Annotated in this window: 17 protein-coding genes; 9 read left to right on the top strand and 8 right to left on the bottom strand. The window is 36.5% G+C overall.

Annotated features, from left to right (window positions below):
* From UCH001_RS05025 to UCH001_RS05010, 4 genes are all read left to right on the top strand, one after another.
* Nucleotides 1-1,290 carry a hybrid sensor histidine kinase/response regulator gene (locus UCH001_RS05025; RefSeq protein WP_067175095.1) on the top strand — a complete coding sequence of 430 codons (1,290 nt, stop codon included), beginning with the start codon at nucleotides 1-3 and terminating at the stop codon, nucleotides 1,288-1,290.
* Entirely contained in the window at nucleotides 1,266-3,416 is a 2,151-nt protein-coding gene (locus tag UCH001_RS05020) for a hypothetical protein (protein ID WP_067175089.1), read from the top strand. The genes UCH001_RS05025 and UCH001_RS05020 overlap by 25 nt, the downstream gene beginning before the upstream one ends.
* 63 nt (nucleotides 3,417-3,479) lie before the next feature.
* The gene (locus tag UCH001_RS05015) at nucleotides 3,480-3,974 is read left to right on the top strand and encodes a peptidylprolyl isomerase (RefSeq protein WP_067175086.1); all 495 of its coding nucleotides are present in this window, start codon (nucleotides 3,480-3,482) and stop codon (nucleotides 3,972-3,974) included.
* 110 nt (nucleotides 3,975-4,084) lie between these two features.
* Entirely contained in the window at nucleotides 4,085-4,993 is a 909-nt protein-coding gene (locus tag UCH001_RS05010) for a bile acid:sodium symporter family protein (RefSeq protein ID WP_067175079.1), read from the top strand.
* A gap of 20 nt (nucleotides 4,994-5,013) precedes the next feature.
* Here the strand turns inward: UCH001_RS05010 and UCH001_RS05005 are convergent, their stop codons facing one another.
* The 6 genes from UCH001_RS05005 to UCH001_RS04980 form a co-directional block, all read right to left on the bottom strand.
* Nucleotides 5,014-5,673: a LexA family transcriptional regulator gene (locus UCH001_RS05005; protein WP_067175077.1), complete on the bottom strand. Its 660-nt coding sequence runs from the start codon at nucleotides 5,671-5,673 to the stop codon at nucleotides 5,014-5,016.
* A 246-nt stretch (nucleotides 5,674-5,919) separates the two neighbouring features.
* Nucleotides 5,920-6,483, bottom strand: a complete 564-nt coding sequence (locus UCH001_RS05000) for a DedA family protein (protein ID WP_067175075.1) — start codon at nucleotides 6,481-6,483, stop codon at nucleotides 5,920-5,922.
* A gap of 8 nt (nucleotides 6,484-6,491) precedes the next feature.
* A complete protein-coding gene (locus UCH001_RS04995) occupies nucleotides 6,492-7,157 on the bottom strand; it encodes a lipid-binding SYLF domain-containing protein (RefSeq protein ID WP_067175071.1) in 666 nt (221 codons plus the stop codon).
* Nucleotides 7,138-8,943: an ABC transporter ATP-binding protein gene (locus UCH001_RS04990; RefSeq protein ID WP_067175064.1), complete on the bottom strand. Its 1,806-nt coding sequence runs from the start codon at nucleotides 8,941-8,943 to the stop codon at nucleotides 7,138-7,140. The genes UCH001_RS04995 and UCH001_RS04990 overlap by 20 nt, the downstream gene beginning before the upstream one ends.
* 59 nt (nucleotides 8,944-9,002) lie before the next feature.
* Entirely contained in the window at nucleotides 9,003-10,559 is a 1,557-nt protein-coding gene (rny, locus tag UCH001_RS04985) for a ribonuclease Y (protein WP_067175057.1), read from the bottom strand.
* A complete protein-coding gene (locus tag UCH001_RS04980) occupies nucleotides 10,465-11,124 on the bottom strand; it encodes a 5-formyltetrahydrofolate cyclo-ligase (RefSeq protein ID WP_231963973.1) in 660 nt (219 codons plus the stop codon). Before UCH001_RS04980 ends, rny begins: the two co-directional genes overlap by 95 nt.
* 154 nt (nucleotides 11,125-11,278) lie before the next feature.
* On the opposite strand from UCH001_RS04980, the gene UCH001_RS04975 reads away from it, so the two are divergent.
* The 5 genes from UCH001_RS04975 (at nucleotide 11,279) to acpS (ending at nucleotide 15,025) form a co-directional block, all read left to right on the top strand.
* Nucleotides 11,279-11,827: a TlpA disulfide reductase family protein gene (locus tag UCH001_RS04975; protein WP_067175048.1), complete on the top strand. Its 549-nt coding sequence runs from the start codon at nucleotides 11,279-11,281 to the stop codon at nucleotides 11,825-11,827.
* Nucleotides 11,827-12,711 carry a signal recognition particle-docking protein FtsY gene (gene ftsY / locus UCH001_RS04970; protein ID WP_067175044.1) on the top strand — a complete coding sequence of 295 codons (885 nt, stop codon included), beginning with the start codon at nucleotides 11,827-11,829 and terminating at the stop codon, nucleotides 12,709-12,711. The genes UCH001_RS04975 and ftsY overlap by 1 nt, the downstream gene beginning before the upstream one ends.
* The gene (gene radA, locus UCH001_RS04965) at nucleotides 12,704-14,059 is read left to right on the top strand and encodes a DNA repair protein RadA (protein WP_067175043.1); all 1,356 of its coding nucleotides are present in this window, start codon (nucleotides 12,704-12,706) and stop codon (nucleotides 14,057-14,059) included. Before ftsY ends, radA begins: the two co-directional genes overlap by 8 nt.
* A gap of 61 nt (nucleotides 14,060-14,120) precedes the next feature.
* Entirely contained in the window at nucleotides 14,121-14,654 is a 534-nt protein-coding gene (gene fliL, locus UCH001_RS04960) for a flagellar basal body-associated protein FliL (RefSeq protein ID WP_067175040.1), read from the top strand.
* Complete coding sequence (gene acpS, locus UCH001_RS04955) at nucleotides 14,651-15,025, top strand: holo-ACP synthase (RefSeq protein WP_067175039.1); 375 nt, start codon at nucleotides 14,651-14,653, stop codon at nucleotides 15,023-15,025. The genes fliL and acpS overlap by 4 nt, the downstream gene beginning before the upstream one ends.
* Here acpS and thiS read toward each other — a convergent pair whose 3' ends face one another.
* The gene (gene thiS / locus UCH001_RS04950) at nucleotides 15,026-15,226 is read right to left on the bottom strand and encodes a sulfur carrier protein ThiS (protein WP_067175034.1); all 201 of its coding nucleotides are present in this window, start codon (nucleotides 15,224-15,226) and stop codon (nucleotides 15,026-15,028) included. It abuts the gene before it with no gap.
* Nucleotides 15,226-16,251: an SAM-dependent methyltransferase gene (locus UCH001_RS04945; RefSeq protein ID WP_067175032.1), complete on the bottom strand. Its 1,026-nt coding sequence runs from the start codon at nucleotides 16,249-16,251 to the stop codon at nucleotides 15,226-15,228. The genes thiS and UCH001_RS04945 overlap by 1 nt, the downstream gene beginning before the upstream one ends.
* Between the last annotated feature and the right edge of the window lie 4 nt (nucleotides 16,252-16,255).

The raw sequence follows: 16,255 nt of genomic DNA, 5'->3' as shown, positions 1-16,255 counted from the left end.
ATGGAAAATGTGGTAAACCAACTTATCACTTGGAGTAAAGATCTAAAGGTTTTATACGTTGAAGATGACCCTGCACTGCGTGAAGAGATTAGCCTTTTTCTCAATGATATTTTTAAACAAGTTGATGTAGCAAGCAATGGAGAAGAAGGACTTTTAAAACTAGCACAAAACCGTTATCATCTCGTTATTACAGACATTCGTATGCCGATTATAGATGGAGTAGAGATGATTGAAAAGATTAAAGAACTCTATCCGCAACAACCTATTCTTGTCACTTCCGCACACAATGAGAGCGAATACTTAGTAAAACTCATTAACCTTGGGGTCAATAACTTTATCACAAAACCACTGCAAAGTGACCAAATCTTAAATGTTCTACATTCTATTGTTGAAAAAATACATAAAGAACAACTCCTCGATCAATACAAGCAAGATTTAGAAATTGCCAACGAAAAACTGAAAAAATTTGCGCATATGCAGTCTAAATCACTCGATATGAAAACATCTCTTCTTAGAGCTTATAAAGAAGCATTAGATAAAGCAACCATTGTTTCTATAACCAATAAAGATGGCATTATTACCGATGTTAATGAAAATTTTTGCAAATCAACAGGCTATAGTAGAGATGAAATTGTTGGACAGAGTTATAAGGTCATTACGCACCCTTCGACAAATCCCGCCCTCTATGATGAAATTTGGAAGGCTCTATTAGCTAGAAAAACATGGCAAGGGCTGATTATCAGCCAGACACGTACTCTTGAGCCCTTATATCACTATAAAACTATTGTTCCAATTTTTGATAGCCAAGGCAATATCATGGAGTACATTAGTATTATCCAAGATATTACCGAGATCTACAAAAAACAAGAAGAGAAATCAAAAGAAAATATCAATCTTGCGATAAACATCAAAGAAGATGAACTCTTAAAAAACATTCCTTTTTGTTCTGCTCTTTTGAGTGATGATTTGACCTTTTTAAACTACAACAAACTCTTTGAAGAGCTTGTAAACAACCATACCGATGAGCGTTTACTCACAAAACTGACACAACAGTCACTTCATTTAAAAGAGTTGGTTGATTTTGAAGAGATGGATTTTTTCACAAGCATTGAAGATATAAAAAACAACTGGCCTTATGATGGAGACATTACCTTTAAAGGAATTGTAAAATCCATAGGGCATATGCTTGAAGTTTTGGTTAAAATTAGTCAATATGCGCCAAATCGTTATATGATCTGTATCGTCAAACAAGAGGACTTCGAATTATGCTGCCAAGTTCAAGAGAGATAGCATTTCACTCTGCGATCTCCTGTGCGAGTGTCGCAAATGAATCCACTCTTCAGATTATAGACAATCAGTGCCGTATGCACAAAATTGATCTTGGTGAATTAAAAATCACAAGAAGTACACCCCTAAGCAGTGGAATGTCACCCACACTTTTTGATTACTACAAACGTCCTGTTAGTATCGGACAAAACTTAGCATACAGTGCCTCTTCTAATCAAGGCTTAGAACATGTTTTTGACATAAAATCTCAGCTTTTAAGTGTTACATCATTTAAGTACAATCAAAATGAAGTTGTAAGCAAAGCTGCACTGAGTGAAAATGATCGCTACCTTATCACAGGTAATGAACGAGGAAGAAGCTATATTATTTGCCCAGAAGATGGCACAATCCAAGCAGAACTTCCCGTTACAAGCGACGCCATTAGTGCTGTGGCTATCTCCGAAGAGTACCAACGAGCCGCTTATGCCTCATTCTCTCGTGAACTGATTGTCTATAAAATCAACAGCTTTAGTATTGCCTTTGAACAAAAATTAAATGCCGTTATTGAAATGATGACATTTCTCGATGAATATACCCTTCTTGCGATTACTCGTAATGGCAAAATTTTAAAGATAGACCTTTATAAAGGCAAAGTGATTCAAGAAAAGCTTCTTGATCAAAATGTTTGGCCTTCTGTTATGGTACTTTCTCATAGTAAAAAATTTGTCTATGTTGGAACACGTGAATCCATTCTGTTTGCTGTGTATGTTAAAACCCTTGATACACTCTATCAAGTAAAATTACCTTACCATGGTGTCACAACCCTTTCACGTACACAAAAATACTTTATTATGGGATTTAAAACAGGTGAAATACTGTTTTACAACCATCGAGAATTTGAAGAGGAGTTTATTAATTACATAAAACTCAAACAAGTAAAAGAAGCGTGTCTTATTTTCCAAAAAAATATCTTTTTAATGTCTCATAGGGAAACAAAAAAGATTTATGAGTACTGGTTAGAACAAAAAGAGACGATCATGAACCTTCTCTCAAGAGGCGATATAGAGCAAGCACAAAAAATTGCTGAACCATTTTTATTTCATCCTAAATGTAAACTCGAATTTGCAGAAATTGAAGAGTTACAGCCTGATTTGATGGCACTTCAACGTTACATTAGAAGTATGAGTTATGCTCCTGCGTATGATCTTGTTAGACTCAAACCAGAACTTAAAAAAAGCTCACTTTTTAAACAGATCGAGGCATTATGGAGTAAAAATCTTCAAACAGCACAAATTTTACTTGCACGTGAACCTCTCTTAAACAAAGAAGCAGCGAAAGAGAGTTTGCATGCTTTCTTAGATGTGGAAGAAAAAAAACCTCTTATTGAAAATATGCTCAAACGCTCAGGAACGTTTACGCTTGCAGAAACAGCTGTGAAGGAAAAACACTTTAGTTTTTATTTTCGTCTTGTAGCTCAAAACAACTTTTTAGAATCAACTCCACTGTATCAAAAAGTTCTTCAAGTAGGAGAGCGCTTACAACAAGAAACTCTCAAATATTTAGAAGAAAAAAATTATCAGCAATCTCTCATACTAGCCGACATTTTATATCAATTTAGGCCGTATCAAAATCAAGCCACTAAGCTAAAAGAGGCTTCTAAAGCTTTATTGATTTTAGAGTATCAAATCGAACATAAAATGCTTTTGGAGGCAGTAAAAACACAAGATCAATACCAACTTCAAAGTCATTATGCTCTTGTTGGAGAATTAGAAGAGATGAAACAAACCTTCCATGACCATCAAATAACGCTTGTTGAAGCAAAAGAGTATGATAAAGTATTTAAAAACATCGAACCGTATATGAAAATTTCCATTTGTAAACAACACATTGCAAACATTATGAAAAAGATCTATATTTCACAATTTCATGATGCGCAGAAAATGATGGATAGTGCTATTGACTGGGAAAAATCCTTTTTAACGTATTTACAATTTTTTCCTATGGACAAACGTTTAAGCGAATTCGCAAAAGAAAATCATAAATTGGATGTTCTTCAACGTATTATTATCTCTTCAGCTCCTAAAGAAGATCCTATTTACCCTAAACAGGTACTCACTTATCGAAAATCTCCTGCTAAAAAAATGGGTTAATACAGCTTATAGGAATCGCTTGTTATAATCCACGACCAAACTAAAGAATAAAGGCTTTAACACATGAGCAAATTAAAAACATACGATTACACAAAAGAGCAATTAAGCGCTTTTCAATATGCCATTATTAAAACTGAAAAAGGCGATATTGTTATTAAGCTTAATCCAGAAGAGACACCAACTACAGTTGCTAACTTTGCAACACTTGCGAATGATAAGTTTTATGATGGGCTTATTTTCCACCGTGTTATCAAAAACTTTATGGCACAAGGTGGTTGTCCAAGTGGAAGAGGAACAGGAGGCCCTGGTTGGAGCATCGCATGTGAATGTAGAGGTCAAAAGAGCAGACACAAACGTGGCTCTCTTTCAATGGCACATGCAGGTCCAAACACAGGCGGTAGCCAATTCTTCATCTGCTTTGTTGATTGTCCTCACTTAGATGGTGTTCACACCGTTTTTGGTGCTATTGATAAAGACGACAAAGAGAGCTTTAAAGTACTTGATAGTATTACACAAAACGACAAAATGATCACGATCGAAATCAAAGACAAACTTTAAAAAATCCCTACATGTAAAGAGCCTGACTCTTTACATGTCCTTCATTCTTCTTTTAGTACCCATCCACATTTTTGTTATAATCTCCTCCATCTTTTTGCACAAGGATTTTAATGATTAATCGTCTTAATGCTCTTTTCCCTCTATGGGTTTTATTACTCTCTTTTTGTGCCTATTTTCTTCCACCTATTTTTCTTTCTTTTAAAAGCTACATTGCTCCGCTTCTGATGGCTATTATGTTTTTTATGGGTGTTACTCTTCGTCTAGAAGATTTTGCACGTGTGCTTCATCGCCCTAAACCTATCGCAATTACAGTAGCATTACAATTTTTTATCATGCCTCTTTCTGCATGGATACTCTCAAAAGCACTAGGCTTCTCAACAGAATTACTAGTAGGGATGATCCTCGTAGGCTCCGTTTCAGGAGGAACAGCATCGAATGTAATTACTTACTTAGCAAAAGGAGATGTAGCGCTTTCTATCACAATGACAATGACGTCAACCCTACTCTCAGTTGTTGTAACACCTGTTTTAACCCTTTTATATGTAGGTCAAAGTGTTCCTGTTCCATTCAATGAAATGTTGATGAGCATTTTGCAAATTGTTGTTGTACCAGTTATTTTTGGAGTCATCATCAATTATTTTTTACATGAAAGCATTAAACGCTATGAGCCTTATTTAGCAACATTTTCTATGCTCTCTATTGTCTTTATTATTGCCATTATCGTGGCTATCAACCAAGAACATATAGCAACTATAGGATTTTTGAGCATCATCGGCGTTGTACTTCACAATAGCGTAGGACTTGCGAGTGGTTATTGTGTTGCAAAATGGCTTGGATACAATCATGCAATTTGTAAAACCATTGCAATTGAAGTAGGAATGCAAAACTCTGGCTTAGCTGTTGCCTTAGCTATTAAATATTTTACTCCCCTAAGTGCTCTTATTGGAGCAATTTTTAGTGTCTGGCAAAATATATCAGGAGCCTTCCTAGCAGCCTTTTGGGCAAAGAAGAGATCATAGATTAACGCTTCTCTTAAACTCTAAACATTTGCGGAGAGTTTTCCAACCACTTTCCCGAGAACTTGAACATCCTCTGCATTAATAATCTCAGGTGAATACGCTTCATTATCAGAGACCAAAGCGACTGTTCCATTAGCATGAAGTTGTAAACGTTTGATGAAAAGTCCTACTGGCGTTGAAACAACATAGATGCCTGCTTTGCGTGCATTTGTGTACTCTTTATTGATAAAAACAACATCCCCACTGTACAGTGTGGGCTCCATAGAATCGCCTAAAACATTAATAGCCTGAATATGTTTGATCATTCCAAGACCACCCAGCTTTTGAACAATCTCTTCATCAAGATACATCATTTCGCCCTCTTCATCTTCATTCAAAGCACCACCGCCTGCTGAAGCATATATGTCTCTAAAATAATGCACTCTGGCAAATTTATCTGTTTCTGCTTGTAAACTCTCAACAACTTGGTCAAACAAAAGCCAATTAATGGAAATTTTTCGTTTCGCACAAAATTCAAGAATTTCTTTATACGGAATTTTGGCACGATTTTTCATTGTTGCAAGGGTGAGCTGATTGATGCCAAGAGCTTCTGCAACATCTTTGTCAAATACCTTACGATCACCTAATTCTTGAGATAAAATATCCTTAACCCTGTTCAAAACCGTTAAAATATCTGGCATATTATCCTCCAATATTTCATTTTGAAATAAAATTATAGCATATTTTCTATTTTTATTACAATATTGAAAATTTTATAACAGAGGAGCCTTCTATGAAAAGTTTAATCTGTACCATCAGTCATTCATGCAAAGTTTACAATGAGTTTATGAATCGTTTTGAACAAAAAATGCTTATTTTAAGTAATAAAATATTTTAAAGTAACCTGCCAGTAGCGATTACTGGCAGGTTGGCAATGCACTTAAAGTTTAGTTTTTCTTTTTAGTAGCAGTTTGGAAGTAAAACCAGATAAGCCCAATGATAGAGAGTAAAATCAATGGTGCTAAAAAGGTATTTTCAGAAAAATACGCAGCAATGCGCATTAAAATATCGCCTGTCATAAAACTTCCTATACCTAAAACTACGGCCCAAACAATAGCTGAAATTGTATTGAGTATATGAAATTTCACTTGTGGATACTTTGTCAATCCAATGGTCATAGGCACAAGTGTTTTTAGCCCATAAATAAACTTTTGAATGAAAATAATTTTATCTCCATACTTTTTCATCAAAATATGACTGAGTGCTAACTTTCTTCGATGATCCCTAATATAAGGCATTAACGCTTTTTTATTGTAACGTCCCATATAAAATAAAAATGAACTACCGATGATATTCGCACACGCTGCCACTGCGATTGATGCACTTAAGTCCATTTTACCTGCATATGATAGCACTCCAGCAGCAATAATGGCGACCATACCGCCGCCAAACGAATATAAAAAAAGGATAATATATCCATACGTAGAGAGAGAACTTAATATATCTTCCACACTAATCCTTAACGTGTCAATTTTTGTATTGCTTTGAGGAATTCTTCAACAGCATATGAAGAGATCAGTCCATCCGATTCTACAATTTGTGCTGGGGTGATATTATTACCATAGAGTTCGATATTTTGGTCATAATCATGGTTCATAACAGATCCATCAATTGACACACCCACAAACGCTCCCTCTGTCTTCGTATAGGTATAGACCTCTGATTTAAAATCAAGCTCACTACCTCTACCAGCACTCTCACCTGCAGGACCTGCAGCAACAGATGCATCTGCTCCAAGTGTAATTTTATTATTCATCAATTTTTGAATACTGTCTTTTGTTTGGAAAATCATCAAGATATCTTTTTTCTCAAAGCCGAGTTGAAAACCAAGTCCCGCTCCACCAAGTTTCACAAAAAATGGATAGCTCCATGAACCGTCACTTCTACGAACGACCATAACACCATTACCTGTTTTCCCACCTAAGAACATACTAATTTCAATCGTTCCAGGGAAAATAGCAATCGCCTGAGCACGCTCAAGAATTTTCTGTGGTACTTTAATTTTTGAATCATATATCATGTTTTTAAGAGCATTGGAGGAATCCAAAAGTTTCTCTTCCGCAGATGCAAAAAGTGTTGTGGTCATTACAAAACTTATAATTAAACTAAGCCATATTTTTTTCATTATCTTTACTCCTTCTATTTTGTACAACGTATTCATAAAATGCGCCCTCTTGACGCATAAGTTCCTCATGTGTGCCAGACTCAACAATACGCCCCTTATCCAACACATAGATAAAATCGGCCTTTTTAATCGTACTAAGCCTATGCGCTATAATAATGGTTGTTTTACATTCTAGATAATTTTCAAGTGCGTTAAAAAGCTTTACTTCCGTATGAACATCCAATGCTGATGTTGACTCATCCAAAATAACAACATTAGGATTTTGCAGCACCATACGAGCGATGCTTAGACGTTGTCTTTGTCCACCTGAAAGCTTAATGCCATGCTTGCCTATTTGCGTTTGTAGCCCTTCAGGAAGTTCATCAATAAAACTCTCCAACTGAGCAATTTGTAACGCCTGATGAATGAGTGCTTTATCGGTTTTTTCATCAATCATCAAGTTTTGAGCAATAGAAGCATTGAAAAGTTGTGGATTTTGTAACACTAAAAAGAGATGATCTCTTACCACATCTAAACCAATCTCTTTGACTGAAATGCCATCAAAGAAAATATCACCAGATTCTAATGGATACAGTCCTACCAAAAGATGTGCCAATGTTGTTTTACCACTTCCACTAGCGCCTATTATAGCGATTTTTGAACCTTTTGGAATTGTCAAATTAATATCTTCAAGAATCTGTTTTGTTCCATCATAGCTAAAATTGACGTCTTTAAGTTCAATTGCATTTGTATATGTTTCTAAGAAAGGATTTTTGATGTGTGATCCTCTCTCTTCTTTTTTTAGACTCAAAATTTCGTTAATACGGCCTAATGCCTTGCTTGCATTGTGATAGGTATACTGGATATTGAGTATGTCTTGAATAGGCGGCATCATAACCCACAAATAACCAAAAATAGCAAGCATTGCGCCAATACTAAGATCTGAATACGCAACCACAAAGATACTTGCTGCGCGAAAAAGCTCAAATCCTGATAAGAATACAAGAAAAGAGAGACGATTAGCGCCATCACTTTTGTAACCAAAAATAATTGAACTTTCTTTAATGGTTTTAGCGTGTTCATCCACTTTATCAAAAAAGAGTCTCTCTTTATTGGTTGCACGAATTTGCACAAACATATCGAGTGTCTCAGAGAGTGCTTCTTGGAAAAGCTCAAAAGCTTTATTCTGCTCTTTTTTAAGCTTTGCCACCTTTTTAGCCAATTTCGTAGTAAAAAGAATGACGATTGGATTGAGAATTAAGATGAAAAGACCAAGTTGCCAATGAATCATCAATAAAACAGCACCTACCCCTAAAATAGTAAATACTGAGATAATTAAACGACTGACAAAAACACCTAAGAAATTATCGATTGTCTCAACATCGGTTACGAGGAGAGAAGCAGCCTTTCCTGAACCAAAAAACTCAAATTGGTTCATTGCCACATGGCTCAAATGTTCTAAGACGTCTTTGCGAATCTTAAAAGCAATATTTTTAGACACGATCGTAAACAGTTTTGTTTGCAAATAGTTTAAAAGAAAAAAGATGACTCTTAGCAAAACAACAATAACTAAAACCACACCAATATAAAAATACGCCGGATTTGAAGCTCCAAATAGAGCATCTACATAGTGTGTCATAACCCCTTGCTTGCCTAAAAGAACTTCATCCACTAACATAGGCATTAAAAGAGGCACAGGCGTGCTAATAGTCACGGCCAAGAAAGCAATGATATTGGCTAATATCAGCTCTTTTTTGTAGTGTTTTATCTCATCAAAAAGGGTTTTGAAGCTGTAGTGCGTATGCATTTTTTGTATCCATTAAAAAGCAGGCTGTAGAGGCATAAAGCCTCTACATTTAAATGTGTTTAGCGTGCGAAGTCAACAGCGCGAAGTTCTCTAATAACGTTGACTTTAATTTCACCTGGATATTGAACTTTGCTTTCAATCTCTTGTGCAATCTCTTTAGCAAGGAGTACTGCTTCATCATCATTGATGAGTTTTGCATTTGCAATAACACGAATTTCACGTCCCGCATTGATCGCATAGACTTGCTTAATACCTTGTTTATTTTTTGCAATCTCCTCAATATCTTGAACACGTTTTAAGAAGCTCTCAAGAACTTCTCTTCTAGCACCTGGACGAGCCGCAGAAAGGGTGTCTGCTGCACAAACAGCTGCTGATTCAACAGATGTTGGTTCTTCATGTCCATGGTGTGCAAAAATTGCATTGATAACCACATCGTGCTCTTTATAACGACGACAAATTTCAGCACCTAAGTCAACATGGCTTCCTGCTGTCTCATGTGTTAATGCTTTACCGATATCATGTAAGATACCTGCACGGCGAGCAAGCAATACATCGCCGCCTGTTTCAGCTGCAATGATACCCGCTAAATGAGCAACTTCAAGTGAGTGACCAAGAGCATTTTGTCCATAACTTGCTCTAAATTTTAAACGACCAATCAATTTTACAAGCTCTGGATGCATTTTAGAAAGACCAAGATCGATGATAATATTTTCACCCTCTTCCATTAAGCTTTGATCAAATTCATCTTTAACTTTTTCATAGATGCCTTCAATACGTGCTGGTTGAATTCTGCCATCTTGAACTAAAAGCTCAATCACTTTCGTTGCAATGGCACGTCTGTAAAGGTTGAAGCTACTTAAAATAATCGCATTTGGTGTATCATCGATGATAATATCAACACCTAAAAGCATCTCAAGGGTTTTGATATTGCGACCCTCTTTACCAATAATACGACCTTTAAGCTCGTCATCTTTAATATTAACAACGTTGATAAGACGCTCAGCCGCGAACTCACCTGCAAAACGGGTTGTTGCTTGAGCAAGGATGTAATTGACACGACGTTTGATATCTTGTTTTGCCTCTTCTTCAAGGCGTCTAACCGTATGTGCAATTTCTGCACGAGATTGTTCTTCTACTTTGGCTAAAACGATCTCTTTTGCTTCATTTTGAGTAAGTCCTGCTGAACGCTCTAACACCATAAGCGCTTCATTGACTTTAGAGGTGTATTCTTCTTTGAGTTGTTGTCCTTCATCGAACAAAGCATTTGCGCTTGTTTGCAACACTTGAAGGTCTTCACGATCTTTCGTGATTTTTTTGAGTTCCTCTTTATAAGTACGCTCTTTTTTCTCTAGTTCAAGCATTTTTTCTGAATGCTCTTTTTTAAGCGTAATCGTACGATCTTCGTATTTTCGTTTCGCTTCTAGTTCTGCTTCTTTAACCTTAATATTGCTATTACTAAGAATTAACTCTGCTTCATGCTCAATGGCTTTTGCTTTAGCTCTTGCTTGAGCAACATGTATCTCATAATTTGCAGCTTCCATCTTTTTCGCGATGAAAAATCCTGCAACGCCGCTTGCTAGCGCAGCTCCGCCGACCGCTAATGACTCTAAGACCATTTGTCCCTCTTTTAATAATAGTTTTATAGGGGGTTAAATAAATATCAGCTGCAATATCATGTGCTTCAGATAAAAGGCTTTGTGTCATACAAAACTCCCTTTGAACAAATGCTATTGGAGGTTTAGGCTCAAGCGATGCAAAAAAACGATCATACATCCCTTTACCAAAACCAATTCTTTTCAATGCCCCATCAACCCCTATGACGGGCACTACTGCAAAATCAATTTTTGGTTTAACAGCAAAAGAGTTCTTTGGCTCTTCTATGTTAAATGTTTTCTTACTTGAAGGCAATCTCCATTTTACCATCTTGAAACTGACGCCTTCCATAAACGGAACATAGACTTTACATTTTCTTCGCCTGCATGTTGCAATAATGCCTTTTGTATTGGCTTCAATAGGGAGAGAAACATAGAGCAATATGGAACGTGCATGGGCATGTTTCAACAGTTCTAAAATGTGTTTTTCAACGAGTTTATCACGCTTATAAGGATTGTGTACTGAACACAATTTTTCTCTTGCATAAGAGCGAAATTCCGACTTACTCTCAAACTTAATTTTTTGCATTGTTGTCACTTTAAGGCATGTTTGAATACAATCATAGCCATTATAATAGACTTCGTGCAGTTTTGCAAGAAGTTTTTACCTCATATGAGGCAAGGTTATAGCAAATAAAATATGGAATACAGAGTTCTTGAAGAGCTCTTAATAAAGGATTATGATGAAGTTTTGGTTTGCTCTATTTGTTTCTTGTTCTATGCTTTTTTTTAGCGGTTGTTCTTCTGAAAAAAAGAAAGTAGATGAGAACTCTTCGAAAGTCAAAGAAGAGGTTAAAAATGAAAAAATTGTACTTCAAGACATTTCAGGGAAAGAAATTGTTGTTACGCCACTTGAAAGAGGGTTTAGTTTTGCTGGATATGAAAATAAAATTGTTTTAGTTAACTTTTTTACGACGTGGTGTCCACCATGTAAAGCTGAAATTCCTCACCTTGTTAACCTTCAAGAAAAATACAAAGACAATTTTGTCATCATCAGTGTTCTTTTGGAAGAAAACAAATCCAATGAAGAAATCAACAGCTTTGTAAAATATAACAATATCAATTATATCATCACCAATGGTATTGACAATTTCAAACTTGCTCAGAGCGCTGGTGGCGTTAAAAACATTCCTTTGATGTTCTTATATGATAAAAACGGCAAATACTCTACACATTATGTAGGCGCAATTCCAGAAGAGATGATCGATGCTGACATCAAAAAAGTACTCTAATGTTTAGTTTTATTAAAAAAGGTCTCGACAAAACCCTTGGAGCTATCAAGGAAATATTGCCTGAAAAAGTCGAAAAAATTGATAAAACGACCCTAGAAGAAATTCTGATCGAGTCTGATATTCCTTATGAGTTGATTGAAGAGATTCTCTACTATCTTCCACCTGCACAGAATGTTGCACGTGAAGATGTGAGACGTGTTTTAAAAGCCTATTTCAAATACGACACAACGACACAAGATCTATCGCAAAAACCTTTTGTTGAACTCGTTATTGGAGTGAATGGAGCAGGTAAAACAACCACCATCGCCAAACTAGCGCACAACTATAAAAAAGAAAATCAAAGCGTACTCTTGGGTGCTGCTGATACCTTTAGAGCCGCAGCGATTGAGCAGCTCAAAAGTTGGGCAGAGAAAATTGGCGTGGGCATCATTTACACGCAACAAGGGCATGACCCTTCCGCTGTGGCATACGATACCATCAGTTCAGCTGTCGCTAAAAAGATCGATCATGTTATTATCGATACAGCAGGAAGATTGCACAATCAAGTCAATCTTGCTAACGAACTCAAAAAAATCGTTCGTATCTGCGATAAGGCACTGACTGGCGCACCACATCGTAAAATTCTCATTCTAGATGGGACACAAGGAACATCAGCGATCAATCAAGCTAAAGCGTTTCATGAGATGATAAGTATTGATGCAATTATCATCACAAAACTTGATGGTACAGCCAAAGGTGGTTCACTTTTTGGAATTGCTAAAGCACTAGAGCTTCCTATCATCTATGTGGGAGTAGGAGAAGGCAGAGACGACCTTATCCCATTTAATGCAGATCATTACATCGACACGATTTTAGATTCTATTTTTACTACGAACAATGGCTAAAAAACAGATTCTTTTCGAATGCCAAGCCTGTGGGCATCAAAGTGCCAAATGGCTTGGTAAATGCCCTAATTGTGGGGCATGGGATGAGTACATTGAACTCAGCGATAAACAGATAGAAGTACTCAAAGAGATCAATTCTAAACCAATAGCCAATACTCAAAGTAACGCTATTCCTATTACTGAAGTGAGTTTTGAGCAAATTGAGCGTTATAGCTCAGGAGATCAGGAACTTGATTTGGTGCTTGGCGGAGGTATTGTTCAAGGAAGCCTTACCCTCATCGGTGGAAGCCCAGGTGTGGGTAAATCAACCTTACTTCTTAAAATAGCAGGAAACCTCGCTCGTGAAGGTAAAAAAGTTCTTTATGTCAGTGGGGAAGAGTCATCAAGTCAGATCAAATTGCGAGCAAACCGTGTGGACAGCAATTATCCAAATCTTTATCTTCTCTCTGAAATCAGACTCGATACGATATTTAAAGAGCTAGAAAAACATGCGTTTGAAGTACTTATTATCGACTCTATTCAAACAATTTACAGTGAAAAAATTGCCTCAGCACCGGGAAGTGTCTCACAAGTACGAGAAATCACTTTTGAGTTAATGCGTTTTGGAAAAGAAAAGAACATTGCAACATTTATCATCGGACATATCACTAAAGAAGGCTCTATCGCCGGTCCTCGCGTTTTAGAGCACATGGTCGATACCGTACTCTACTTTGAAGGCGATTCTTCTCGTGAGCTACGTCTTCTTCGTGGTTTTAAAAACCGTTTTGGAACAACCAGTGAAGTGGGTATTTTTGAGATGACTAAAGTGGGCCTTGTGAGTGCTAAAGATGTCTCTAAAAAGTTTTTTACAAGAGGAAAAGCGCAAGCAGGCTCAGCTATTACGGTTATGATGGAAGGAAGCCGCCCTATTGTTTTGGAAGTACAAGCACTAGTCAGCGACAGCGGATATCCTAACCCTAAACGTAGTGCTACAGGGTATGAACTCAATCGTCTTACAATGCTTTTAGCGCTTTTGGAGCGTAAACTGGATTTACCGTTTAACCAATATGATGTTTACATCAACATTGCCGGTGGTATTAAGATCAATGAAACATCGGCAGATCTTGCAATTATTGCAGCGATTATTAGCTCTTATCGTAATCGCCCTATTAGTAAAGACACCATTTTCATTGGTGAAGTTTCACTGATTGGGGATGTGCGTGACATTTTTAATCTTGACCTAAGACTCAAAGAAGCTAAGTCCCAGCAGTTCGAAAAAGCAGTTGTTCCATCTCTACCATTAGAAAAAATCGATGGTATCAAGTGCTATAATATCGATGAAGTGTCAAAATTAATCGAATGGATGTAAATTTTTAATAAAAATAAACGATATATGATGAAACGTATATTTACATGTAAAAGGATAGAGAATGGCTGGTAAAAAACCTGAAGATGCTGATGGTGCCGTTGATAAAAAACCTAAAAGCAATATGGTGCTTATTATTGTCGTCGTATTGTTAGTAGTACTTCTAATAGGTGGAGGAGCAGCAGCTTTTTTACTTTTAGGAAGCCATGATGAGGCAGCACCAACACAAACTACACAACAAGATGTCAAAACTGAGAAGAAAAAAAGTAGCAAAAAATCAACAGATCATTTAGCTATTGGTCCAATGTATCCTATGGCACAATTTGTTGTTAACTTACTCAGCGAAAGTGGTAACCGCTTTTTAAAAGTCTCTATAGACTTAGAACTGAGTGATCCAAAGTTACAACCAGAAATGGATCATAAAAAGTCTCTGATTCGTGACATCATCATTCGTACATTCTCATCTAAAACCTTTGAAGAGATTAGCACACTCAAAGGTAAAGATAAACTCAAAGATGAAGTCCTAGATAAAATCAATGAAAATCTCTCTGATGGACAAGTCAAAAACATCTACTTTACAGACTTCGTGGTTCAATGATCGGTATAGACCTCATTGAGATAGAACGTATCACAAAACTCAAAAAGCGCTTTGGAGACAAGGCGCTTTTAAAATTTTTATCTCCTGAAGAAATGACTCTTGCAAAAAGTGATGCTACTGCTGCTGGTTTCTATGCTGCGAAAGAAGCTATTTCAAAAGCACTTGGAATCGGCATTAGTGAAAAATGTGGATTTATGGATATAAAGATTTATAAAGACGCTAAAAATGCACCCTCTTTTACGCTTTCACGCCATCTCATTGAAGATTACAACATCACTGATGTATCACTCTCCATCACCCACGATAAAGGTTTTGCGATTGCTGTAGCTGTCATTGAAGGCAAAAAAGAGACTCGCCAACTTTGGCACTGATTAAGCGCCTCCACCTACAAACTGTAAAAATTCTACTTTGTCATTTTCCAAGAGTTGATGACTCTTCCACTGCTCTTTTTTGATGACATTCATATTAACCGCTGATGCCATGACTTTGCTCTCAATCTCTAATTCATCGATCAATTCTTGAATTGTTCGCGCATTACTTTCTTTGGCTTCACCATTTATAATTAATTTCATTATACTTCTCCCTTACGAAAACATGCCATTTTAAATCGTTCTCCCATAAAAGAAGGATCGATCAATATTTTAATTTTATTCATTTCAGCTTCATACTGTTTTTGAGAAACATTTTCTGCGAAAAGTTCTAAAAGTTCCGTTAATCCAAACTCAACCAACGCTTTCATTTGGGTGCTGTACACATGAATTTTTATGCCATTTTTTTCAAAGGCATGAAAAAGATGACTAAAATTAACATCATAGGTAATGTCTGATTTGGCAAAAAAAGCATTAAAATCATTTTTTTCGCGAAGTTTTTCTTCAACCAAAGAGGTCAATGTGAAGAAAGGATAGACTTGATGGTTGGCATATACACGCAGAGAAAAATCACCTCTTTCTTCTTTGTCACCATAATCAAATGTTACAAATTCAAAGCGATTGCAACAGTGATGCATTGCTTTAGCAAAAGGCTCATATTCTAAACAAAGTTCGCCTTTTTTGATGCCATATTCATCTGCTTTTGCTTTCATTTTTTCATCCATCGTGTCAAAAAAAAGACTTTCTTTGTCGACAAAAAGCATTTGATCTTCTTTGATAAGTTCGCATGGAAACGCATCGAAAATTTCATTGGCAACAAAAAATGCTTCTTCACATCTCAGTTCATCTAAATTTTTGACATGTTTGAGAGTTATAGCAGTACCAAATGCTTCTTCAAAATAGGCTTTTTGCATAAGTTGATTCGCCTCAAAAGGCTCAACAATAACAAATTTTAGGGAGGATAACAATACAGGTTTGAGAGTATAGATAAACTGAATCATATCTGCAAGAAGATAGCCTTTATGCGCACCAATCTCAACCACGTGGCATGAAGAGCTTAAAAATCCACTCTCAATCGTTGAGAGTAACCGTTTGGCAATAGCTCCACCAAAGAACATACTCGTACTTACAGCAGTGTAAAAATCACCCTCTTTTCCGATAGTTCGTTCTTTGGTGTAGTAGCCCTCCTTGCCATAGAGCCACTCATGCATATAGGCGCTAAATTTCACGAAT

The organism is Sulfurospirillum sp. UCH001 (assembly GCF_001548035.1).
GTDB lineage: Bacteria > Campylobacterota > Campylobacteria > Campylobacterales > Sulfurospirillaceae > Sulfurospirillum.
Note: the sequence above shows the minus strand (reverse complement) of the source record. Positions and strands in the feature narration are given on the sequence as shown.